The sequence below is a fragment of the Saccharomonospora xinjiangensis XJ-54 genome (assembly GCF_000258175.1).
Classification (GTDB): Bacteria; Actinomycetota; Actinomycetes; order Mycobacteriales; family Pseudonocardiaceae; genus Saccharomonospora; species Saccharomonospora xinjiangensis.
This window is the reverse complement of record NZ_JH636049.1, coordinates 3,591,324-3,614,215: the sequence shown is the minus strand read 5'-3', so window position 1 is coordinate 3,614,215 and position 22,892 is coordinate 3,591,324. Positions and strand designations below refer to the sequence as shown.

At 69.1% G+C, this 22,892-nt stretch carries 22 protein-coding genes; 6 read left to right on the top strand and 16 right to left on the bottom strand.

The genetic code is table 11. The features are described from left to right. Positions 1–4: 4 nt before the first annotated feature. Together aceB and aceA are read right to left on the bottom strand one after the other, a co-directional pair. Positions 5–1,609, bottom strand: coding sequence for a malate synthase A (gene aceB, locus SACXIDRAFT_RS16440; RefSeq protein ID WP_006239734.1), 1,605 nt, complete (start codon positions 1,607–1,609; stop codon positions 5–7). 35 nt (positions 1,610–1,644) lie between these two features. Beyond that, entirely contained in the window at positions 1,645–2,931 is a 1,287-nt protein-coding gene (gene aceA / locus SACXIDRAFT_RS16435) for an isocitrate lyase (protein ID WP_006239733.1), read from the bottom strand. 217 nt (positions 2,932–3,148) lie between these two features. On the opposite strand from aceA, the gene SACXIDRAFT_RS16430 reads away from it, so the two are divergent. Beyond that, positions 3,149–4,576 (top strand): short-chain fatty acyl-CoA regulator family protein, encoded by a 1,428-nt coding sequence (locus tag SACXIDRAFT_RS16430; protein WP_006239732.1) that lies wholly within the window; start codon positions 3,149–3,151, stop codon positions 4,574–4,576. A gap of 261 nt (positions 4,577–4,837) precedes the next feature. On the opposite strand, the gene SACXIDRAFT_RS16425 is transcribed toward SACXIDRAFT_RS16430, so the two are convergent. After that, positions 4,838–6,031, bottom strand: a complete 1,194-nt coding sequence (locus SACXIDRAFT_RS16425; RefSeq protein ID WP_006239731.1) for an MFS transporter — start codon at positions 6,029–6,031, stop codon at positions 4,838–4,840. Beyond that, positions 6,028–6,966, bottom strand: a complete 939-nt coding sequence (locus SACXIDRAFT_RS16420; protein ID WP_232285319.1) for an NAD(P)/FAD-dependent oxidoreductase — start codon at positions 6,964–6,966, stop codon at positions 6,028–6,030. Before SACXIDRAFT_RS16420 ends, SACXIDRAFT_RS16425 begins: the two co-directional genes overlap by 4 nt. A gap of 114 nt (positions 6,967–7,080) precedes the next feature. On the opposite strand from SACXIDRAFT_RS16420, the gene SACXIDRAFT_RS16415 reads away from it, so the two are divergent. Next, on the top strand, positions 7,081–7,668 hold the full coding sequence (locus SACXIDRAFT_RS16415) for a helix-turn-helix domain-containing protein (protein ID WP_006239729.1): 588 nt from the start codon (positions 7,081–7,083) through the stop codon (positions 7,666–7,668). A gap of 213 nt (positions 7,669–7,881) precedes the next feature. On the opposite strand, the gene SACXIDRAFT_RS16410 is transcribed toward SACXIDRAFT_RS16415, so the two are convergent. Then, positions 7,882–8,643, bottom strand: coding sequence for an acyltransferase (locus SACXIDRAFT_RS16410; protein ID WP_006239728.1), 762 nt, complete (start codon positions 8,641–8,643; stop codon positions 7,882–7,884). Between the two features lie 50 nt (positions 8,644–8,693). On the opposite strand from SACXIDRAFT_RS16410, the gene SACXIDRAFT_RS16405 reads away from it, so the two are divergent. Next, a complete protein-coding gene (locus SACXIDRAFT_RS16405; protein ID WP_006239727.1) occupies positions 8,694–9,665 on the top strand; it encodes a nucleoside hydrolase in 972 nt (323 codons plus the stop codon). Positions 9,666–9,753: 88 nt separating this feature from the next. Next, a complete protein-coding gene (locus tag SACXIDRAFT_RS16400) occupies positions 9,754–10,899 on the top strand; it encodes a C40 family peptidase (protein WP_006239726.1) in 1,146 nt (381 codons plus the stop codon). A gap of 60 nt (positions 10,900–10,959) precedes the next feature. Here the strand turns inward: SACXIDRAFT_RS16400 and SACXIDRAFT_RS16395 are convergent, their stop codons facing one another. Both SACXIDRAFT_RS16395 and SACXIDRAFT_RS16390 read right to left on the bottom strand, forming a co-directional pair. After that, positions 10,960–11,625, bottom strand: a complete 666-nt coding sequence (locus SACXIDRAFT_RS16395) for a response regulator (RefSeq protein ID WP_006239725.1) — start codon at positions 11,623–11,625, stop codon at positions 10,960–10,962. Next, complete coding sequence (locus SACXIDRAFT_RS16390) at positions 11,622–12,740, bottom strand: sensor histidine kinase (RefSeq protein WP_006239724.1); 1,119 nt, start codon at positions 12,738–12,740, stop codon at positions 11,622–11,624. Before SACXIDRAFT_RS16390 ends, SACXIDRAFT_RS16395 begins: the two co-directional genes overlap by 4 nt. Before the next feature lie 177 nt (positions 12,741–12,917). Between SACXIDRAFT_RS16390 and SACXIDRAFT_RS16385 the strand changes: the two genes are divergently transcribed. Further along, a complete protein-coding gene (locus SACXIDRAFT_RS16385; RefSeq protein ID WP_006239723.1) occupies positions 12,918–13,364 on the top strand; it encodes a DUF6223 family protein in 447 nt (148 codons plus the stop codon). A gap of 93 nt (positions 13,365–13,457) precedes the next feature. Here SACXIDRAFT_RS16385 and SACXIDRAFT_RS16380 read toward each other — a convergent pair whose 3' ends face one another. From SACXIDRAFT_RS16380 to SACXIDRAFT_RS16355, 6 genes are all read right to left on the bottom strand, one after another. Continuing rightward, a complete protein-coding gene (locus SACXIDRAFT_RS16380) occupies positions 13,458–13,862 on the bottom strand; it encodes a nuclear transport factor 2 family protein (RefSeq protein ID WP_232285318.1) in 405 nt (134 codons plus the stop codon). Positions 13,863–14,123: 261 nt separating this feature from the next. Beyond that, on the bottom strand, positions 14,124–16,586 hold the full coding sequence (locus SACXIDRAFT_RS16375) for an ATP-binding cassette domain-containing protein (RefSeq protein WP_050986948.1): 2,463 nt from the start codon (positions 16,584–16,586) through the stop codon (positions 14,124–14,126). Between the two features lie 33 nt (positions 16,587–16,619). Beyond that, positions 16,620–17,039 carry a VOC family protein gene (locus tag SACXIDRAFT_RS16370; protein WP_006239720.1) on the bottom strand — a complete coding sequence of 140 codons (420 nt, stop codon included), beginning with the start codon at positions 17,037–17,039 and terminating at the stop codon, positions 16,620–16,622. 9 nt (positions 17,040–17,048) lie between these two features. Then, positions 17,049–17,528 carry a helix-turn-helix transcriptional regulator gene (locus SACXIDRAFT_RS16365; protein ID WP_006239719.1) on the bottom strand — a complete coding sequence of 160 codons (480 nt, stop codon included), beginning with the start codon at positions 17,526–17,528 and terminating at the stop codon, positions 17,049–17,051. A gap of 56 nt (positions 17,529–17,584) precedes the next feature. Continuing rightward, positions 17,585–19,096 carry a carboxylesterase/lipase family protein gene (locus tag SACXIDRAFT_RS16360; protein ID WP_006239718.1) on the bottom strand — a complete coding sequence of 504 codons (1,512 nt, stop codon included), beginning with the start codon at positions 19,094–19,096 and terminating at the stop codon, positions 17,585–17,587. 86 nt (positions 19,097–19,182) lie between these two features. After that, positions 19,183–19,836 (bottom strand): TetR/AcrR family transcriptional regulator, encoded by a 654-nt coding sequence (locus SACXIDRAFT_RS16355; RefSeq protein ID WP_006239717.1) that lies wholly within the window; start codon positions 19,834–19,836, stop codon positions 19,183–19,185. Positions 19,837–19,893: 57 nt separating this feature from the next. Between SACXIDRAFT_RS16355 and SACXIDRAFT_RS16350 the strand changes: the two genes are divergently transcribed. Further along, a complete protein-coding gene (locus SACXIDRAFT_RS16350) occupies positions 19,894–20,262 on the top strand; it encodes a GatB/YqeY domain-containing protein (RefSeq protein ID WP_006239716.1) in 369 nt (122 codons plus the stop codon). 84 nt (positions 20,263–20,346) lie between these two features. Here the strand turns inward: SACXIDRAFT_RS16350 and SACXIDRAFT_RS16345 are convergent, their stop codons facing one another. From SACXIDRAFT_RS16345 to SACXIDRAFT_RS16335, 3 genes are all read right to left on the bottom strand, one after another. Further along, positions 20,347–20,565, bottom strand: coding sequence for a DUF2277 domain-containing protein (locus SACXIDRAFT_RS16345; protein WP_006239715.1), 219 nt, complete (start codon positions 20,563–20,565; stop codon positions 20,347–20,349). Positions 20,566–20,684: 119 nt separating this feature from the next. Beyond that, positions 20,685–21,884, bottom strand: a complete 1,200-nt coding sequence (locus tag SACXIDRAFT_RS16340; protein WP_006239714.1) for a THUMP-like domain-containing protein — start codon at positions 21,882–21,884, stop codon at positions 20,685–20,687. A gap of 5 nt (positions 21,885–21,889) precedes the next feature. Continuing rightward, on the bottom strand, positions 21,890–22,891 hold the full coding sequence (locus SACXIDRAFT_RS16335; protein WP_006239713.1) for a class I SAM-dependent methyltransferase: 1,002 nt from the start codon (positions 22,889–22,891) through the stop codon (positions 21,890–21,892). Position 22,892 lies beyond the last annotated feature (1 nt).

Below are 22,892 nucleotides of genomic sequence, written 5' to 3'. Positions count from 1 at the left end.
GCGGTCAGCTCGGGGTCGTCAGGTACCGCGCGTAGGCACCCGTGGTGAAGAAGCCGGGCAGCTTCTCCGACAACGCCGTCTCCACGAAGATCTCACGGGCGTCGGCGAGGCGATTCGGCTGGCCGAGGTCCGCATGCACGTCGGTGAGTTCGGCGTCCAGCCAGTCGGTCACCCGCTCCGCCGTGACGGCCGTTCCGTCGGCGAGTTTCGTTCCGTTGCGGACCCACTGCCACACCTGGCAACGGGCGATCTCCGCCGTGGCGGCGTCCTCCATCAGCCCGAAGATGCCCGCCGCACCCGTGCCGCGCAACCAGGCATCGATGTAGCGCAGGGCCACATTGATGTTCGACCGGACACCCTGCTCCGTGACCTCGCCACCCGCACCGGCCACATTGAGGAGGTCCTCGGCCTCGACGACCACGTCCTCCCGCAGCTTGGTGAGCTGGTTGGGCCACCCGCCGAGCACCTCGTCGAACACCTCACGGCACACCGGCACCAGACCGGGGTGCGCGACCCACGACCCGTCGAAGCCGTCGCCAGCCTCCCGTTCCTTGTCCTGCCGGACCTGGCGCAGAGCTGTCGCGTTCGCCTCGGGGTCCCTGCTCGGGATGAACGCGGCCATCCCGCCGATCGCGTGCGCGCCACGCCTGTGGCACGTACGCACCAGCAACTCCGTGTAGGACCGCATGAACGGCACCGTCATCGTGACCTGCGCCCTGTCCGGAAGGACGTAGTCCGCGCCGTGCGAGGCGAAGGTCTTGATGATGCTGAAGATGTAGTCCCACCGGCCCGCGTTCAGCCCGGCCGCGTGCTCGCGAAGCTCGTAGAGGATCTCGTCCATCTCGAACGCCGCGGTGATCGTCTCGATCAGCACGGTCGCCCTGATCGTTCCCCTCGGAACCCCGAGTTCGTCCTGCGCGAGGCGGAACACGTCGTTCCACAGCCGTGCCTCGTGGTGGCTTTCCAGCTTCGGCAGGTAGAAGTACGGGCCGCTGCCCCTCGCGAGCAACTGCCGTGCGTTGTGGAAGAAGTAGAGCCCGAAGTCAACGAGACTGGCCGACACGGGACGGCCGTCGATCCGGATGTGCTTCTCCACCAGGTGCCAGCCTCGCGGCCGCGCGACGATCGTGGCAGGCTCGTCGCCGATCACGTACCGCTTGCCCCGGTCGGTGAAGTCGATGTTGCGCCGGATCGCGTCGTACAGGTTGAGCTGGCCCGACACGATGTTGTGCCACGTCGGCGATGTCGCGTCCTCGAAGTCGGCGAGCCACACGTTCGCACCCGAGTTCAGCGCGTTGACCGTCATCTTGCGCTCGGGCGGTCCGGTGATCTCCACCCTGCGGTCCTCAAGACCGGGGGCGGGCTGGGCGACCTGCCAGGACTCGTCGTTGCGAATCCACCGTGTCTGGCGCAGAAATCCCAGCGCCTCCTCCCCTGCGGCGAGCCGCTCCCTGCGCCGACGTCGCCCGTCGAGCAGTTCCCTGCGGCGCCCCGCGAAGGCGTTGTCCAACTTCGCCACGAACTCCAGCGCGGCCGGAGTGAGGATCTCGTCGTAGCGCTCCCGCATGGGACCGGCGATGCGCAGCCTGCCGTTCATCGTGTCAGCCATGTCTCGTCCCCTTCGGGCCGGTGACGCAGTCCTGTTTAGAACTGCGCTTCTTCGGTGGAGCCCGTCAACGCCGTGGTGGAGCTCTCCGGGTTCAGTGCGGTGCTCACCAGGTCGAACCAGCCGGTGCCGACCTCGCGCTGGTGCTTGGTGGCGGTGTAGCCGCGGTCCTCTGCCGCGAACTCGCGCTCCTGCAGATCGACGTAGGCGGTCATGCCCTCGTTCGCGTAGCCCTTGGCCAGGTCGAACATCGAGTAGTTGAGCGCGTGGAAACCGGCCAGGGTGATGAACTGGAACTTGTAGCCCATGTGGCCCAGCTCGCGCTGGAACTTGGCGATGGTGGCGTCGTCGAGGTGCTTCTTCCAGTTGAACGACGGCGAGCAGTTGTACGCCAGCATCTGGTTCGGGTACTTGTCCTTGATCGCCTCGGCGAACTTGCGTGCGACGTCGAGGTCCGGGGTGGAGGTCTCCATCCACAGCAGGTCGGCGTACTCGGCGTAGGCGAGGCCACGCTCGATGCACGGCTCGATGCCGTTGCGCACCTCGTAGAAGCCCTCGGAGGTGCGGCCACCGGTCAGGAACTTCTGGTCGCGCTCGTCAACGTCGCTGGTGAGCAGCGTCGCGGCCTGCGCGTCCGTGCGGGCGACGATCAGCGAGGGGACGTTCAGCACGTCGGAGGCCAGCCTGGCCGCGTTCAGGGTGCGCTCGTGCTGCTTGGTCGGGATGAGCACCTTGCCGCCGAGGTGGCCGCACTTCTTCTCGGACGCGAGCTGGTCCTCCCAGTGCACGCCCGCGGCCCCAGCGGCGATCATGCCCTTCATCAGCTCGAACGCGTTCAGCGGGCCACCGAAGCCTGCCTCGGCGTCGGCGACGATCGGCGCGAACCAGTCGATGTCGGTGTTGCCCTCGGCCCAGGTGATCTGGTCGGCGCGCGTCAGCGCGTTGTTGATGCGCCGGACCACGGCGGGCACGGAGTTGGCAGGGTAGAGGCTCTGGTCGGGGTAGGTCTGGCCTGCCAGGTTGGCGTCGGCCGCGACCTGCCAGCCCGAGAGGTAGATGGCCTTCAGGCCCGCGCGGACCTGCTGAACGGCCTGGTTACCGGTGAGCGCACCGAGAGCGTGGATGTAGTCCTCGGTGTGGAGCAGGTTCCACAGCTTCTCGGCGCCACGGCGGGCGAGCGTGTGCTCCTCGACGACGCTACCGCGCAGCTTGACCACGTCCTCGGCGGAGTAGGAGCGCTTCACGTCCTTCCAGCGGGGGTTGGTCTCCCACTCCCGCTCAAGGGCCGCCGCCTCCTGCTCCAAGCGGGTCTGCTTCTCGGTCATCGTTCTCACTCCAACTTTGCGAACGTTGCGATCAATCGCCTGTTAACGAAAACGATGACACGGCCTGCGCAAACGACACCAGAGCTCCAACTTGCGAAGTTGTGCGAATTTCCCGTAGCATCTTGCGAACGTTGTGAACAGCGTGGTTCGCAGCCCGGTGGATTCCGGGATCTTGACCGTTCCCGGACAGGAATTCCTTCGCGAAGGACTCGATTCAGTGGACAAGACTTTCGCAGGCGCACGGCTGCGTCATCTGCGGGAGAGCCGCTCGATGAGCCAGGCGAACCTCGCCAGACTGCTCGAAATCTCCCCCAGCTACCTCAACCAGATCGAACACAACACCCGTCCGCTGACGGTGCCGGTCCTGCTGCGCATCACCGAGGCGTTCGGCGTCGATGCCGAGTTCTTCGCCGACAACGACACCTCCCGGCTCGTCGCCGACGTCAGGGAGGCGCTGCTCGACGAGTCGATCGGCGCCACCGTCTCCCCCGGTGAGATCAACGACCTCGCGAAGAACCTGCCCTCGGTGGCCGAGGCGCTGGTCAAACTCCATCGCAGCTACCGCAACGCCGTGGAGACCACCGCCGCGCTCGTCACCGAGGACGGCAGGGGCGCCCACGGCAGCGCCGCGGCACCACTGCCCCACGAGGAGGTTCGCGACTTCTTCTACGAGCGCGAGAACTACGTCGCCGAGCTGGACGAACGCGCCGAGAAGATGTATCAGGAGCTGGGGCTCCGGCGGGACGAGATCCGCAACGGCCTTCGCGAGCGCCTCGCCGAGAAGTACGGCGTCACCGTCACCACGGAGGGGCTCGACCTCGCGGCAGGCGAGCAGCACCGCTACGAACCCGGCGCCAGGATCCTCCGCATGGCGCCGACGTTGCGCATCGGACAGCAGGCGTTCCGGATGGCCTCACAGATCGCCCTGCTCGAATACGACGACCTCATCACCGAACTCGCCGACTCGTGGGCGTTCTCCGGTCCTCCCGCGCGATCGCTGGCGCGGGTCGGCCTTGCGAACTACTTCGCGGGTGCGCTGATCCTGCCCTACCGGGACTTCCACGGCGCCGCCGAACGCTTCCGCTACGACATCGAGTTGCTGTGCGAACACTTCGGCGTCGGGTTCGAGACCGTCTGCCACCGGCTCTCGACGTTGCAGCGACCCAAGCTCCGCGGTATCCCGTTCTCGTTCGTCAGGGTCGATCGCGCGGGCAACATGTCGAAACGCCAGTCGGCGGCGGGGTTCCACTTCTCCCGCGTGGGCGGCGCATGTCCATTGTGGATCGTCTACGAGGCGTTCACCCGCCCCGGGAAGGTGCTCACCCAGGTGGCCACCCTGCCCGACGGCAAGAGCTACTTCTGGATCGCCCGCACGATCTCCCGCAACATCGGCGGCTACGGCAGCCCTGGGAAGATGTTCTCGGTGGGACTCGGCTGCGAGCTGCGGCATGCGCACCGGCTCGTGTACTCGTCGGGGCTGAACCTCGACGACAAGACCGCGGCAACGCCCATCGGCATGGGCTGCAAGGTGTGCGAACGCCCGGCCTGCCCGCAACGGGCCTTCCCCACCATCGGCAAGCGCCTCACCGTTGACGAGAACACCAGCACCTTCGTCCCGTACCCAGCGGTGCCGAAACCGGAATAACAGCCGTGTCCGCACTTCCCGCACGCGTGTCCGCACCTCCTGCACGCGTGTCTGCACCTCCTGCACGCGTGTCCGCACTTCTCGTACGCCGGTCCGCACTTTCCGCATGCGTGCCCGCGCCGCGAAGTGCAAACACCCGCACACAGACTGCGGACACGACACCCCGCGTCTCGTGTCCGCACCTCCTGCACGCGTGTCTGCACTTCTCGTACGCCGGTCCGCAGGCTGCACCCACACCGGCAGCCTGCGGGCCTGGTCCATTCAGACCGTCTGCCCCTTCGCGGCACGCTCGGCGAGGACAACGGGGACGGTGAGCGCCGCGAGCCCCGCGCCGATCCACGCGACGGCCGTGCTGGGCGCTCCGGCACTCAACGCGGCACCCGCCAGGAGCGGCACAACGCTGATGCCGAGTTGGAAGGCCGACACCGTGGTCGCGCCGGCCAGAGTGGGCGCGTCGGCGGCGATGGTGAACACCCGCCCGTACACGGCGGGGTTAAGCACGAAGCCCGCCACCCCGAGCAGCAAGACGAGCGGAACCACCGCGATCGTATGCTCGGCGAGCAGAGCGATCGACACCGAGCAGCCCGCGATCCCGAGTGATCCCACGATGAGGGCGTGGTGGGGTCGCCGGTCGGCGATGCGCCCTCCGATGGCCAGCCCGATGTACGCGCCGACTCCGAACAGTACGAGGACGGCCGCGATCCACATCTCAGGAACGCCGGTCACGCCGGTCAGAATCTCGGCGAGATAGTTGAACGTGATCATGTACGACGCCGTGCTCAGCAGCGTGGCCGCGTAGACGAGCCACAGTCGCGGTCGCCGCATCGCGCGGAGTTCACGCCTCACGTCGGAGTCGGTCCCGGCTGCGGTGCGGGGCATCGCGACGGCGACGGCAACAGCGCCTGCGAGGGTGAGCGCCACGACGAGCCAGAAACCTCCCTCCCAGCCCACGCGGTAGCCGATCAACGTTCCTGCCGGTCCGCCGAGGATCATGGCCAGGCTGAGCCCGCTGACCACGACGCCTGAGGCACGGGCGGCGCGGTCGGGAGGGACCAGCCCGACGGCGGTGACGGCCGCGACGGCGAAGAAGCCCGCATAAGCCACTCCGGCGACGAAGCGGGTCACCATCAGCGCCGTGTACCCGCCGGTGAGCATCCCTGCCGCGATGGCACCGGCGAAAACGAGCTGCGTCAGCACAAGGGCAGTGCGGCGAGGCCAGCGCAGGCTGAGGACGGCGAACGGAGGGCCGCCGATCACCACCCCGACGGCGAACGCGGTGATCAGCCCACCTGCCGTGGCGAGGCTCAACCCGATGTCGGCCGCCACCTCCGGAAGCACACCGGCGAGCAGGAACTCCGCACTGCCCATGGCGAACAGGCTGAACGACAGCAGATACACCCCGAGCGGCAGCAGCCGCCCGCGAAGGCCGGAACGTGGTGCGGTCTCGACAGTCATCGGCGCTCCTGCCCGCTCGTTTCCGCCCTCACCGCAGCGGCGGTGACATCGCCGTCGAGCAGCCAGGCGGTGATCGCGATCGCGGTGGCCGAGGCCTGGCCGGCCGCCGTGATCACCTGTGCGCGGGGATTGATCACATTGCCCGCTGCCCAGACACCCGGCACGCTCGTCGCTCCGGTCGCGTCGGCCGCCACCCACCCCGTGACGTCGTCGGACGCGCAGCCGAGTGCGCGAAGCACCGCGTCGTTCGGGCATGGTCGTGGCGCGACGAACACCGCGTCGCACTCCCGCACCGAGCCGTCGGCGAGTTCGACCCCGATCAACCGACCGCCACCGCTGTCATCGCCCACGAGCCGGGTGACGATGCCGTCCACGATCCGGACGCCGAACGCGCGCAGGCGGGCGCGGTCGTCCTCGGAGACGTCCGTTCTGTGCGGGCACAGGGTCACCCTGTTGCTGAATCGGCGCAGCAGAGCGGCCTGGTGAAGGGTCCCGGCGAGCACCTCGCCGCCGATGACCACCAGTCCGCGTCCCCGCACCTCGTGCCCGTGGCAGTGCGGGCAGTGGTGGACCTCCGACCCCCACCGCTCACGGACGCCCTCGATCTCGGGCAGCTCGTCGGTCAATCCCGTGGCGACCAGCACGGCGCGGGCGTGGATGATCGCGCCTGTGTCCAGCACGACGGTGAACCCGCTGTCCGCCCTGGTCGCCTCGACGACCCGTGCCCCGATCAGATCGCCGCCGTACCGGGCGAGTTCCTCCCGTCCTTTCGCCAGGAACTCCGAGGGAGCCACGCCGTCACGGGAGAGGAATCCGTGCATGTGCGCGGCCGGCGCGTTCCTGGGTTTTCCCTCATCGACCACCACCACGTCGGCCTGAGCACGCGCGAGAACCAGCCCTGCGCTCAGACCGGCGGCACCGGCTCCGATAATCACAACATCACGATGGTTGTCCACCACTGTCACCTCCGGTGGACGACGGTGGCCGATCTCGGGACAAAGCAGCAACGAACGTTGCCAAAACCGGAACAGCCTGCTGTCCTGGCACCCATGCAGCCGCATCCCGCGATCGACGCGACCCTGGACCAGATCGGCCCTCGTCTGCGCCGGGTGAGGGAGAAGAGGAACGTCTCCCTCACCGAACTGAGCCGCCGCACGGGCGTCTCGAAGAGCACACTGTCCCGGCTCGAAACCGGCCACCGTAGGCCGAGTCTCGAACTGCTGTTGCCGATCGCGGCCGCCCTCGCGGTGCCACTCGACGAGATCGTCGCCGCGCCGAGCATCGTCGATCCGCGCATGCCGCAGAAACCGAGGAGGGCGCAAGGCCGCGTCATCGTGCCGTTGTCAAGGACTCAGGGAGAGCCCAAGGCGTACAAGCTGACGATTCCCGCGCGCGAGTGCGAGCCGTTCCCCCGCACCCACACCGGGTACGAGTGGCTCTACGTGCTCAGCGGACGGCTGCGGCTCGTGCTCGGTGACTACGACGTGGTGCTCGGTCCGGGGGAGGTCGCCGAGTTCGACACCCAGCACCCGCACTGGTTCGGTTCGACGGGCCGGGGCAGCGTCGAAGTGCTCAGCCTGTTCGGCAAGCAGGGGGAACGAGCGCACATCAGAACCAGGCAGGCCCCACGCCACTGACCACCGTGTCCGCAGTTCTCCCACGCATGTTGGCACTTCGTGTACGGACGTCGTTCCCACACTGCAAACACCCGTGCACAGACTGAGGACACGGCACGATGCGTCTCGTGTCCGCACTTCCTGCACGCGTGTCTGCGCCGTGCGATGCGAGCACCCGTGCACAAACTGCAAACACCCGTGCACAGACTGAGGACACGGCACCATGCGTCTCGGTCAGGGCTCGGGCTCGCCGAGCGTCTTCTTCAGGGCTTTGTTCGCCTTGCGCGCCATGTCCTTCACGGCTTCGCGTCGCTCGGCGTCGGCCTCGTAGTCGGCCCTCCGGTCGCGCACCACCCTGGCAGGCGAGCCCACCGCGATGCCGTAGTCGGCGATGTCGCCACGCACCACGGCATGCGCTCCCAGCACACAACCCCTTCCGACCCGGGTGCCTCGCAGCACCGACACCTTCGTGCCGATCCACGTGTCGGGACCGATGCGTACGGGCGACTTCACGATGCCCTGATCCTTGATCGGCAGAGTGATGTCGGTGGTGACGTGGTCGAAGTCGCAGATGTAGACCCAGTCCGCGACGAGCGTGGCGGCCCCGATCTCGATGTCGAGGTAGGTGTTCACGACGTTCTGCCTGCCGAACACGACCTTGTCGCCGATGCGCAACGAACCCTCATGGCAGCGGATGGCGTTGCCGTCGCCGATGTGCACCCACCGCCCGATCTCGAGGCGGCCGTATCCGGGGCGGCAGTGGATCTCGACGTCGCGGCCGAGGAACACCATGCCCCTGAGCACGATGTGCGGGTTCGCGATGCGGAACTTCAGCAGCCGCCAGTAACGCACCAGATACCACGGGGTGAAGGCGCGATTGCGCCATACCCAGCGCAGCGAGGCCGCCGTGAGGAACCGCGCCTGCCGGGGATCGCGCCGCGCCTTGCGCCACGCCTGCGCCCGCGAGAGCACGGGAGAACCCCACATCGACGTCATATGGTGACGGTAGCGTGTCTGTCGCACCGGAAAACGAGGGAGTGCGGCACGTGACGACCAAGCTCATCATCGACACCGACCCCGGCGTTGACGACGCCTTCGCCATCGCGCTCGCAGCGTTGAGCGACGATGTGGACCTACTGGGCGTGACCACGGTCTTCGGCAATGTCGGCGTCGAGACCACCACCCGTAACGCGCGGCGGCTGCTCGCGCTGTGCAAGCGCGGCGACGTGCCGGTCGCGCAGGGCGCTGCCCGCCCTCTCGTGCACGAACATCCTCACCGCGCTCGCTACGCGCACGGCGCCGACGGACTCTCCGGCCGCTCCGCTGCCCTGCCCGAGGCCGAACGCCCTGTCGAGGCAGGAGGCGCAGTGTGGTTGCTGTCGCGGCTGCTCGAACAGTCCGACGAGCCGGTGACGATCGCGCCCATCGGGCCGCTGACCAACATCGCGTCGCTGTTGAGCGTCCGGCCCGACCTGCACCACAAGATCGCCAGGGTGGTGATCATGGGCGGCGCTCTGCTGCACGGCAACACCACGGCTGCGGCCGAGTTCAACATCTGGAGCGACCCCGAGGCTGCTCACCGTGTGCTCACGGGCGGCGAGGTGCCGTGCGTGCTGGTGCCGATGGACCTCACCTACCGCTGCGCCGTTGACCTCGAATGGCTCGACGCGCTGACGGCCTCCGGCCCGGTGGGGGCCGCGCTCACGGCGCTGACGCCCGACTACCTCGCCCACTACCGCAAGGCGCTGGGCTGGGACGGAATGGTGATCCACGACGCGGTGGCGGTCGCGGAGGTGATCCGGCCGGGCATCCTGCGCACCGTAGCGGTGCCCGTCGCGGTGGAGACCTCGTTCGGGCCTTCGCGCGGAGCGACCGTCGTCGATCAGCGGCGGCCCGAGTTGCGCGCCGACACCGACGGCGCGACCACAACAACGGCAAGCACCACGGTACACACGGCCGTGGACACCGATCTGGATGCCTTGCGCGCATTTCTGCTGGAACGTCTCACGATGCGCTGAGCACGACACCCGCGCGGGGCGAGGCGTCCACCCCCCGTGCGGGGCACTTCCTCACGCACGGTGGCCGAATGCTGCTTATCCTGTGCCCATGCGCGCGAGCGGCGGAGTACGGGGCAGACGACTGGTGATCGCGGCTGTCGCGGCGGCGGTGGTCGCCGTCGGGGTGTTCGTGGTGGCGTTGCGGCACACCCCGCAGCACACCGGGGACACGGCCGCCGCGATGCCGCCCGGACCCCGGACGTCGTCGGCGCAGCCGGTCGAATCGACGGTCACGAGCAGCGCACCGCCGGCGTCCTCGGTGCCTGCCACACCAGGCGTGATCTTCGAGTCGTGGGTGGACGACGTGGCGGGCTGGCTCGACATCCCCCGCCCCGCGATGTACGCGTACGCGTCGGCGACGGTGACCCTCGCCGACGAGGAGCCGGACTGCAACCTGTCGTGGGTCACCCTGGCCGGCGTCGGCCGCACCGCAACGGACCACGGCCGCGTCGAGGGTGGCAGCCTCACCGACGAAGGGAGCATGTCGGAACCGATCGGCACCGTCGAGGTACGCGACTTCGCCGACAAGGTGATCTCCGAACCCGGCGCGGCTGGGCCGTTGCAGCTCGCGCCCTCGGTCTGGAACCGGTTCAAGGCGAGCCCCACCGGCGACGCACCCGACATCCAAGACATCGACGACGCCGCGCTGACCGCCGGAAGGGCGCTGTGTGATGGCGGCAGAGACCTCTCCGATGGCGACGACTGGCTGGCCGGTGTGTCGGCGCTTCAGGACGAGCCGCTGTTCCTGCACCGGGTGCTCGCGACGGCCAACGTGTACGGCACCGTGAGCGAGAAGCGCACCAAACCGGACGCCGCGGCTTTGAAGGCGGTCACCTTCGCCATCGACAAGATCGGCCTGCCGTACGTGTGGGGTGGCAACGGCACCGAGCAGGGCGACGCCGGGTTCGACTGCTCCGGCCTCACCACAGCCGCCTACGCCAGCGCCGGTATCTCGATGATGCGCACCGCGCACACCCAGTACCACAGCGTGCCGCTGGTGAAGAGGGGCGACGAGCTGCGCCTCGGTGACCTGATCTTCTTCGGCGACCCCGACACGAAGATCCACCACGTCGGCATCTACATCGGCAACAACCAGATGATCGACGCCCCGACGTTCGGCCAGGCCGTGCAGGTGCACAACTACCGCAAGCCCGGCGACAACTACGCGGGCGCGGGCAGGCCGTCGGCCGCGTAGGAGGGTGAGCAGGAGCACGACTCGGCAACCGGTCCCCATGCCGGGGGCTCATCGCGCGGATCACGAGCCGCCGGGTACGACAAGGCCGGATTCGTAGGCGACGATGACGAGTTGAGCGCGGTCGCGGGCGTGCAGCTTGGTCATGGCCCTGTTGACGTGGGTTTTCGCGGTCAGAGGGCTGATCACGAGCCGGTCGGCGATCTGCTCGTTCGACAGGCCGCCTGCGACCAGCGTGACGACCTCCCGTTCCCGGTTGGTCAGCCGCGCGAGCCTGGCGTCCACACCTGTGGCGGCTGGCGCCCTGCTGACGTAACGGTCGATCAGTTTCCGTGTGATGGACGGCGCGAGCAGGACGTCACCCCGCGCGGCGACGCGCACGGCGTGCAGGAAGTCCTCCGGCTCGATGTCCTTGACGAGGAACCCGGCCGCGCCTGCCCGCAATCCGTCGAACACGTACTCGTCGAGACCGTAGTTGGTCAGGATGACGACCCGCACCCCCGACAGCGCCGGGTCCTCGGCGATTCGCCGAGTGGCCTCGATGCCGTCCATGACGGGCATCTGAACGTCGATGAGAGCGATGTCCGGACGGTGCGCCCTTGCCTGCTCGACTCCCTCACGGCCGTCGGCTGCCTCCGCCACCACCTCGATGTCGTCCTCGACATCGAGCAGCGCGCGAAAGCCGCTGCGAATGAGGGGCTGGTCATCGACGAGGAGAACGCGGATCACGCCGCCCTCTCAAGGGGAAGCCGTGCCGCGACGGTGAAGCCGCCCTCGGCACGTGGCTCGGCACGCAGATGGCCACCGAGGGCCGTGACCCGCTCGCGCATCCCGAGCAACCCGACGCCCGCAGCCGGAGCTGAGTCCACAGTGGCCTTGCCGTCGTCGTCGATCCTGACCTCCACGGCGTCGGCGCTGTACTCGATGTGGACGGAAGCCGTCGTGGCCGCGGCGTGGCGCGCGACGTTGGTCAGTGCCTCCTGAACGATCCGGTAAGCGGCACTCTGCACTGTTGACGGGAGTTCGACCCTTCTCCCTTCGATCGTCAGCGTGGCGCGGAGACCGGCCGCGCGAGCCCTGCACAGCAGGTCCGGAACCCCGTCGATCCCGTGCGGTGACGACCGTTCGTCGTCGCGCAACGCTTCCAGCGTCGCACGCAGTTCCCTGGCGGCCTCGCGACCGGCTTCCCGGATCGCGAGCAGCGCGTCCGGTACCTCCTCGCCGCGTTTGCGGGCGAGATGGACGGCGACCTCGGCCTGCACCTTGATCACGGAGATCTGGTGGGTGAGCGAGTCGTGCAACTCACGTGCGATGTGGAGTCGTTCCTCGTTGGCGCGGCGCCGCGCGACCTCCTCGCGGGTGCGTTCGGCCTCGTCCGCCCTTCGCTCGGCCTGCCGCAGTGCCTCGCCCGCCGCGCCCGCGGCGATCAGCCAGGCCAGTTCGAGGACATCCCGTGAACGCAGCAACGCCTCCCCCACCTCGGTCGGCTGGGGCGAGGCCAAGATCACCAGCGGCAGAGCGGCGAGCATGCCCACCGACACGGCGATCGTGGCGATGCGGTGCCCCGCCCGCACGGCGGCGTACACCGCGAACAGGTACGCCACGGCGGGCACGTCGAGACCGAGAAGCTGATGAACGAGCGTGCACAGTCCGGTCACGACCAGCACGGCGACCGGCATCCGGCGCCGCGCGGCCAGCGTCAGGCCACCTGCGGCCAGCGGCACGTAACCCAGCGGCCCGATGTCCGTCGGCGGGGGTTGCCCCGACAACCCGGTGGCCACCAGCGTCGCGGCCACACCGACGGCGATCGCCCAGTCCCTGGCACCGATCCGCGCCCTGCTCACGCGTGCACCCTATTCGACGGCTCGCGCCTGCGACTCCCACCGGAAGACGATTCTGCGGCTACCACAACCGCGGTAGACCGTTCCCGGTTCGCCCACGCCCGCCGTAGGCGACCACACCGGGCGTGGCAGCGCAGATTTCCCACGCACGCGCGACGTCACACGGTGCGATCCGGGGACATGCTCGAAAGGCCCCATCCCGTCACAGGAAGGAACGAAAGCCGCCATGTCCGTCCATTCCGCACTCGCTTCCCTGTCCGCAGTCCCGCCGACCTGCTCGCGCACGCCGTGGCACAGTCGTCAGCCGTCGATTCCTACACCCTGACCTCCGGCAGGTTCTGGTCCCTGGTCGGCGCGGTGGTGGGACTGGTCGGCGCGGTGCTGGGCGGCGTGGCACTCGCGCGTCCCTCCAGTCGGCTCGGCACAGGAACCAAACCGAAGGGCGCGATCATGGCACTGGGCGCGGGAGTGGCGAGCGCGGTGGCAGGTGGCGGTGTCGTCGCGGCGGCCGAAGGCGGTCCCGGCACCGGCTACGGCATCGTCGGCGGCTACCTTGCCATCGCGGTCGGCTTGATCGCCGTCGCTCTCGGCTCGCTCGCGCTGGCTCGCGCCCGCCGCACCGCCTGACCGGTACACGTGCGGCGGGGTCTCGACTCTCTGCCGCGCGTGCCGACGTCGTGGCGCGGCGGTCGTAGCGGATTCGGGACCGTCCTTGCGGCGTCAGCGGGTCGAGCACGCCTCCGCCACGGCGGCGGTGTCCCAGTAGAACGGGCGCACCTCGCTGATGCGCCCGTGCTCCACGGTGATCGTCTGAATGATCGGGAACTGGAGTTCGGCCCCGGTTGCCCGAGCGCGGGCCCGCACCTGCGTGAGAACGACGAGCGGGCTGGTGTGCGACAGGAACTCCTGTTCCACCATCTCGAAGGTCTCCCACGTCCGGCTCATGGCGAGAAAGAAGCGCTCCAGACCGTCATGGCCACGCCACGGACCGCCATAGGGGAGGTTCTCCGCCTGGTGAAGCACGACGTCGTGCGCGAAGAACGGAGCGAGCGGTGCGAACGACGCACTCCCGGGTCCGCCTGCCGCGAGGTACTCGGCCTCGGCGGCGTACATACCCTCAAGCACGGAAACAGCGTCTGTCGTGAGTGGATCGCTCATTCTATCCACAGTGCACCGTCCCGCCCTCGCCCCGCTGGCGGAAATCCGTCGTCGCGCTCGCCGCACGGCGAGCTGTGCCGTCACCAGCACGGGGCCGGGTGCGCTGGCTCGTCACCGTCAGTGGGTCACGCCCTGGCCTCCCACCGCTGCCGAACCCCCGACGAAGCGCAGACCGACGATACCTCCCGAACCGCCGACGCATTCGTACCCGCGCCTGGTCACGCCTCCTCACGCACCGACGTAGTCCGCCAGGTGCTTGCCGGTGAGGGTGGAACGACCGGCGACGAGGTCGGCCGGGGTACCTTCGAAGACGATCCGGCCACCGTCGTGACCCGCTCCGGGACCGAGGTCGATGATCCAGTCGGCGTGCGCCATGACCGCCTGGTGATGCTCGACGACGATGACCGACTTACCCGAATCGACGAGCCGGTCGAGCAGGCCGAGCAGGTGCTCGACGTCGGCGAGGTGCAGGCCGGTGGTCGGCTCGTCGAGAACGTAGATCCCGCCCTTCTCGGCCATGTGGACGGCCAGTTTGAGGCGCTGCCGCTCCCCGCCGGACAACGTCGTCAACGGCTGACCGAGGCCAAGGTAGCCGAGCCCGACGTCGTCGAGCCGCTGAAGGATCTTGTGCGCGGCGGGAACCCTGGCCTCGCCCTCGCCGAAGAACTCCCGTGCCTCGGACACCGACATCGCGAGCACCTCGCTGATGTCGCGACCGCCCAGCGTGTACTCCAGCACCGACACCTGGAACCGCTTGCCCTCACACACCTCGCACGGCGCGGAGACCCCGGCCATGATCGCCAAGTCCAGGTACACGACACCGGCGCCGTTGCAGTTGGGGCAGGCGCCCTCGGAGTTGGCGCTGAACAGGCCCGGCTTCACGCCGTTGGCCTTGGCGAACGCCTTGCGGATCGGGTCGAGAAGCCCGGTGTAGGTGGCCGGGTTGCTCCGGCGTGAGCCACGGATCGCGCCCTGGTCGATCGACACGACCCCCGCGCCCGCCGGGATCGAGGAATGCACGAGGGAACTCTTGCCCGATCCCGCGACACCGGTGATGGCGACGAGCACTCCGAGCGGGATATCGACATCGACGCCGGTCAGGTTGTTCGCCGTGGCGCCCCGGATCTCCAGCGCCCCGGTGGGCTTTCGCACCGTCTCCTTCAGCGTGGCCCTGTCGTCGAGGTGGCGGCCGGTGAGCGTGTCGGCGGCCCTGAGTTGTTCGACGGTCCCCTCGAAACAGACCATTCCGCCTGCCGACCCCGCGCCGGGGCCGAGGTCCACGACATGGTCGGCGATGGCGATCGTCTCCGGCTTGTGCTCCACGACGAGCACCGTGTTCCCCTTGTCACGCAGGCGAAGCAGCAGGTCGTTCATGCGCTGGATGTCGTGGGGGTGCAGGCCGATGGTCGGCTCGTCGAAGACGTACGTGACATCGGTCAGCGCGGAACCGAGGTGGCGGATCATCTTCGTGCGCTGCGCCTCGCCGCCGGACAGCGTCCCCGACGGCCGGTCGAGCGAGAGGTAACCGAGTCCGATCTCGACGAACGAGTCGAGCGTGTGCGCGAGGGTGTCCAGCAACGGCATCACGGTCGCCGGGACGCCACTGTCACCGGCCCCCGAACTCGCGGATTCGGCGAGGCCACGCACCCATTCCGCGAGGTCGCTGATCTGCATGGCGGAGGCGTCGGCGATGCTGATTCCGGCGATCTTCGACGAGCGCGCCAGCTCGGTGAGCCGGGTGCCGTCGCACTCGGGGCAGGTGGTGAAGGTGACGGCCCTGTCCACGAACGCCCTGATGTGGGGCTGCATCGACTCGCGATCCTTGGACAGGAACGACTTGCGGATCTTCGGGATCAGCCCCTCGTAGGTGAGGTTGACACCCTCGATCTTCACCTTGGTCGGCTCGCGGTAGAGGAGGTTGTCGAGTTCCTTCTTGGTGAACTCGCGGATCGGCTTGTCGGGATCGACGAACCCGGACTCGGCGTAGACGCGGACGGTCCAGAAACTGTCGGACTTCCAGCCGGGAATGGTGAACGCGCCCTCGGAGATGGACTTGGAGTCGTCGTAGAGCTGGGTGAGGTCGATGTCACTGACCGTGCCCATGCCCTCGCATCGAGGGCACATGCCGCCGGTGATGCTGAAGGCGCGCCGCTCCTTCACCGTCCTGTCACCGCGCTGAAGCGTCACCGCTCCGGCTCCGCTGACCGAGGCGACGTTGAACGAGAACGCCTGCGGTGAACCGATGTGGGGCTGACCGAGCCTGCTGAACAGGATGCGGAGCAGTGCGCCGGTGTCGGTCACGGTGCCGACGGTGGAGCGCGGGTTCGCCCCGATCCTCTCCTGATCGACGATGATCGCGGTGGTGAGCCCGTCCAGCACGTCCACGTCGGGCCGCGCCGTGGTGGGCATGAAGCCCTGCACGAAGGCGCTGTAGGTCTCGTTGATCATCCGCTGCGACTCGGCGGCGATGGTGCCGAACACCAGCGAACTCTTCCCGGAGCCGGAGACACCCGTGAACACCGTCAGGCGTCGCTTCGGGATCTCGACGCTGATGTCGGCGAGATTGTTCACGCGCGCCCCGTGCACGCGAATCAGGTCGTGGCTGTCGGCGATGTGCACCGTGATCGGCTCCTCGTCGGCTCGGAAGTTCTCGGGTCTCGCGTCTGACGGCAGGCAGTGCCCGCCCCGCATGCGAGCGCAGGGCGGACACTTCCGACGGTCCGATCAGCGTTGTTCGAAGATCCGGATCATGTTGCCTGCCGGGTCGCGGAAGGCGCAGTCGCGGATGCCCCACGGCTGGTCGGTCGGTTCCTGAACGACGTCGGCGTCACCGGCCTGCAACCGCTCGAACGTGGCGTCGAGATCCTTCGTGGCCAGGTTGATGCCCGCGAAGGTGCCCTTGGCCATCATCTCGGCGATCGTGCGGCGTTCCTCGTCGGTGATGCCGGGGTCGGCGGCAGGCGGATGCAGCACGATGGACGTGCCTGGCTGGCTCGGAGGGCCCACCGTGATCCAGTGCATGCCCTGGTACTCGACCTCGTTGCGGACGTCGAAACCGAGCGTGTCGCGGTAGAAGGCCAGCGCGGCTTCCGGGTCGGTGTGCGGCAGGAATGCCTGGTGGATGGTGAGGTCTGTTTCGGTCATGACCTCACGCTATTGCGCCCAGGACGCCGACGCTTCTCGATTCCTGACCGGTCTCGTGACCCGCTTCGCCACGCACGGCGGAATGCCCTCGGCCTCGCGCGCCGACTCACGCCGGTAGACGCTGGGCGGGACACCGACCAGTTCGGTGAACCGGCTGCTGAAGGTGCCGAGCGAAGAACAGCCGACGGCGAAGCAGACCTCGGTGACGCTGAGGTCGCCCCGCCGCAGCAGCGCCATCGCGCGTTCGATCCGGCGGGTCATGAGATACGAGTACGGCGACTCCCCGTAGGCGCGCCGGAACTGACGGCTCAAATGCCCAGCCGACATGGTGACGCCACGGGCGAGCGCCTCCACGTTCAGCGGTCGCGCGTACTCCCTGTCGATGCGGTCCCGGACTCGGCGCAGCAGTGCGAGATCACGCAGGTACTGCTCCGGGGATGACGGCGGTGACGTCGTCCTCGGCCACCCCGCCGACGAGGAGGCTGTCACAAGTCGGCATCCTACGTCCCACCTCCCGATCTGGCCGCGCACACTCCTCGCCGCTCTCACGGCAGACGCGCCCAGAAGTCGAGGCGGTGGTCGGCGGCGTAGTCGGTTCCGCCGATTTCCCCGGGCGCGAGCGACTGGACGTGGCCGGTGTCGAAACCCGGCCAGCCGGGCAGCCCTGGACAGGCAGGGGCTCCGTGGGCGGCGAAGGCCGTCCAGTAGCGGATCATCCGCTCGCCGAGTGCGCGCTGCGCCGCCGACAACGGCGGTGCGCCAGCCACATCGAACAGGTATGGCAGGTCGGCGGCGTGCTGGGCGCCGGGCTCAAGGCCGGGAAGCGGGAGCGGCGGTGGTGCGTCGCGGTCGGCGAACTCGTAGAACCAGGTGCCCGTGTGGGCCGCGAACGCACCGGCCACGTCCCAGGTGGGCCGTGCCCACGCCCGGTCGGTGCTGATCCGCGCCCACGCGAGGCTGGGCGTCGCGAAGTCGGTGAGCGGGTAGCGCGCGGCGACGTCGTCGGCCGCGTCCCCGAACGCCTCGGCCAGCAGCCGGGGGAAGGTCTCGGCTGTGACGGGATTGCCCGCGGCGTCGGCGAAGAGCCCGACGAAGAACCTGGCCTCGTCGCGGGTGGCCCCGAGCAGCACCGGCACCCGGTGGAACCGGCCCTCGGCGATCGCCGTCGCGGGCGAGGAGGGCAGGACGGCCCCGCCGAACGCAGGACGGATGAACGACCCGGATGCCTGAAGCAGGTCCTTCACCGGGACGCGGCGGAGCTGCGCGAGCGCCGAGTCCGGGTCGCTGCCCGGCTTCACCCAGCCCTGCTCGGCGGCGACGGCGGCGCCGAGTTGCTGCGCCTCGGCCAGCGGCGACCACCTCGGGGGCAACGCGGGAAGTCCGGGGACGAACACGTGCGCCGGTGTGGAGCCCAGCACGGAGAAGGCGCTGTGCAGGATCGCTCGGTGGAACAGCCCCGCCGACCCTGGCGAGGTCAGGTGCGCTGCGACCATCAGCGCGCCGTAGGACTCGCCGCCGAGCGTCACATTGCCCGGATCGCCGCCGAACCGGGTGATCTCCCGCCTCACCCAGCGCAACACGGCCTGGTGATCCAGTAGACCGAATGTTCCGCTGCCGTCCAGCCCCGGATAGGCGAAACAGGACAGCACACCGAGCCGGAAATTCGGTTTCACCACGACGACATCACCGGTGACGGCGAGCCTTGCCGCGTCGTAGTCGCCAGCGCTTCCGTTCGTGCCGCCACCGCCGTGCAACCACACCAGCACCGGTTTGCCCGCGCCTTCGACGGCGTCGTCCGGCGCGGTGATGTCGAGTGTCAGGCAGTCCTCGTCGAGGGAGGTGGCATCGGCGAACGGCTGGGCGAGCTGCGGTGCGGGGTTCCCCGGCACCGTCGCGTCACGGACGCCGGACCACGGCTCGACCGGTGCCGGTGCCCGCCAGCGCAGCTCCCCGACCGGGGCAGCGGCATAGGGGACACCACGAAACACAAGGTGTCCTTCATCGCGGCGGCCCCGAACGGTGCCGTTCGTCAGCCGCACCGTCACGTGCCGGGTCACCGCGCGGCCTCCGATTTTTGCAATAAGCTCATATGGCAACCGTAGCAACAGGGCGGCTCGCCGCCGAACCGGGAACGGCAGAGGGTTCACGTCTCCGGAACGGAGTCTCCGGCGACGTCGCGCCCAGGAAGGCCGATCCCGCCGGTGAACACGGTGGCGATGACCCGCCGCAGCAGTTCGGGCGCGGGGAAGGTGCCCGCACCCGAGAGCGCGACCTGATCGGCCAGCCCCTGCACGGTGGCGAGAATGGTCCGCGCGGCGAGCACCCCGTCCACCCCGGACTCGACCTCACCACGTTCCTTGCCGTACTCGACCACAGCCGCGACATGGCGAAGGAGATCACCACCCGCCCTGCGCGCCACCTCCGCGAGCCCCGTGTGATGCAGCGCCTGCGCCTGCAAGCTCTGCCGCACCCGGTATTCGAGGTCTCGCTCCTCGTCGAGAGGCAGCAATTCCACGAGCGTGTCGAGCAGCACGCGCGCGAGCGGATGACCGGCGGCCTCACCTCCCCTGCCCCGCAGGCGCACCCGCTCGCTCAGACGAGACCCCGCGTCGTCGTAGGCGAAGCGCAGCAGGGCGTCCCTGCCCGCGAAGTAGTGCTGGATGAGCCCGACCGAAACGCCCGCCTCGGCCGCGACCTTGGAGAAGGAGGCAGCGGCGAACCCTTCAGTGGCCAGCAGCCGCTGGAACGCCCACGCGATCCGGTTCCGGCGCTCGTCGTGATCGACAACCCGTGGCATAGTTTCATCATACAGTCGTATTGTGAAACGTCTCTTCATCGGAACGGGGGTCCCATCATGCGCGCTGCGCTGCGCCAGCACCTGACCACCGCGCTCAAGGCCCGCGACCGTGTCGCCCTCGCGGCGCTGCGCTCCGCGCTGGGCGCCATCGACAACGCCGAGGCCGTCCCGATCGACAGTGCGCCGATCGACAGTGCGCCGGTCGCCGGCCTCGGCGGCGAGCATGTGGCGGGAGCCGCGAGCGGTGTCGGCGCGACGGAGACGGAAAGACGCGAACTCACCGACACCCAACTGCGGGAGATCGTCGAGAACGAGGTCCGGGAGCGGACGGCCGCTGCCGACGAGTACGAGCGGCTGGGCCGAGCCGATCACGCCGAACGGCTCAGGGCGGAAGCCGAGGTGCTGACCCGGCACCTGGTGCGCTGAGGGCAGGGTCGGGCGAGAACTCCCCTCAGCCGCCCGCACCTCGACGAGGGCGTGCGCTCACCGCCGACCGCGACGGCAGTGCGTTCAGCGAGCGGGGGCACCCCGCACGCGCAACGACGACAACAGCTCCGCCGTCGCCATCTCGACGGCGTCCACAGCGCGCTCGAACGCCTCGGCGTTGTGGGCCGCAGGCCGCTGGAACCCGGACACCTTGCGCACGTATTGCAGTGCGGCCGCCCGGATGTCGGCCTCGGTCACGCCCTCGGCGAATGGCGGCCGCAGAGTCTTGATGTTTCGGCACATACGCCCAGTGTCCCGCCGCGACCGACAATCCGCGCAGGTTCGCGCGCTACGAACCGGACACACGGGCAGACGCCCGAGGCTCCTGCTCATCACCGCGTCCAGCGGCACGACCGCCGCTCTCAGTCGTGCGGTGCGACCGGTGCGTCCGGTATCCGCTCGGCGCGGCAGAGGAACGCCACGGCCGTGCGGCCGATACGCGTGATCACCACGCTGGCCTCCGCAGCGCCACGAGGTTTCAGCCTGCGCCGCAGTGCGTCCGGATCGACGTCAACACCGCGCACGAGGATCTCCAGCCGCCCCACGTCGTGACGGCGCAGCAGCGCCCGCAGTGCCTTCTCGGTGAAGCGACCGGAGTCCAGGACCCTGAACGCGCGCACACCCGGAGGAGGGGTGTCGCCGGTCAGGTAGGCGATGCGCGGGTCGAGCTGCCACAAGCCGTGCCGGGCCGCGTAATGCCGCACGAGCCCGGCCCGCACCACGGCCCCGTCCGGATCGACGATCCACTGCCCGGCCTCGCCCACCGGGACGTCGTCGGGTTCGGCGTCGGTGATCGACCACCCACCGCCGTCCGACCTCAGGACCGTCGCCCTGCGCGATGCCGTGGCGAGGCCCTCGCTCAGCAGAGCCGCCTCCCGCACCCTGCCGTCGAGCGAGATGATCTCGACCTCGCTCGCCCACGGGGCGGCCTTCGGGTCGATTCCCGGAGCACACTTCACGGCCAGTGGCCGTCCCGCATAGGTGGCGGCGAGGTCGTCGAGCGCGGGGACGAAGTCCTCCGGCCGCCAGCGGCGCCGACCCGCTGCATCGCGGCGAGCCGGGTCGGCCACCACGATGGTCTCGCGAGTCACCGGGTGCAAGGCGTCCGCGCGCACGAGCGCGGGGGAGACACCGGAGACAGCGCAGTTGTGCGCGGCCATGGCCAGCCGAACCTCGTCCACATCGGACCCCACGCACCGCCGCGCTGTCCGCGCCAGTGCAACGAGATCGGCGCCGACGGAACACGTCACGTCGTGAACGTCGCGGCCCGCGAGCCTGCCTGCCCGGTGAGCGGCCACCGGTGCCGCGCTCGCCTGCTGGAGCGCGGCGTCCGTGAACAGCCACCGGCCTCCACCGTCCACTTTGGCCTCGGCCTTGCGCCGCAGCAGCAGCGTCTCCAGCACGGCGGCGGCGTGTTGCCTGCCGACGACACGGCGTGCCTCTGCGACGTCGGCCAGCCTGCTCCCCTCCGTCAACGCGAGACCGGAACACGCCTCCAACGCCTCCCGGCCCTCCCGCGAACGCAGGAACGCGACGTCGTCGAGAGAGAAGCCGTACGCCACGAGACCTACAGTCGCTCAGGCGCGGACGGCTTCGTCCCGGTGATCATCACGTTGTAGAACAGCTCCCTCGGCAGCACCTTGGACAGCACCGTGCGATCGAGTGCCGAGAGCCGCAACCACGCGCGGTAGGCGAAAAGCCGCCAGCGCAGTGTCAGCTTCTCCTGCGGCACCGCGGCCTCGAACGTGCGGATCGGCCACCCGACCAGCGCGGCGCTGAACTCGTCGGTCACCGCGCGCACGTCCACCGCGCCCGCGCCGCGACTCATGCGTTCCAGTTCGGTCGGATCGAACGTGTGCAGATCGACCACCGCCTCAAGCGCCGCGGCCCGCGACGATTCGTCGAGTTCGGTCTGCGGCCTTCGCCACGCGCGCAGCGGCGGCAGCTTGGTGAGGTTGGTGGTCAGCCACCAGGTGAGCCTGCCGAGCCTGCGGGCGTAGAAATCGCCGATCTTGGTCGGCTCGCCCGCGAACACGAACCGGCCGCCCGGCTTGAGCACCCGCAGCACCTCGCGCAACGCCGCGGGCACGTCCGGAATGTGGTGCAGCACCGCGTGCCCGACGACGAGGTCGAAACTGTTGTCGTCGTACGGGATGCGCTCCGCGTCGGCGACCCGGCCGTCAACGTCGAGCCCCAGGTTCGCGGCGTTGCGCAGCGCCACCTGGACCATGCCGGGCGAGAGGTCGGTGACCGACCCCTTTTTGATCACTCCGCCCTGCATCAGGTTGAGCAGGAAGAACCCGGTGCCGCTGCCCAGTTCCATGGCGTGGCCGTAGGGCTGCTCCTGCGTGCCCGCGACGGCATTGGATAAGTCGCCCGCGACGGCATTGAACACGTCGGTGGCGTAGGCGATGCACCGCTCGTCGTAGGAGATCGACCACTTCTCGTCGTACGTGCCGGCTTCCCAGTCGTGGTAGAGCACGTTGGCGAGTTTGGGGTCCTTGAACGCGGCCTGAACCTCGTCGGCGGTAGCGTGCGGGTTCGGGGCAGGGTCGGACACGTGAGTCACG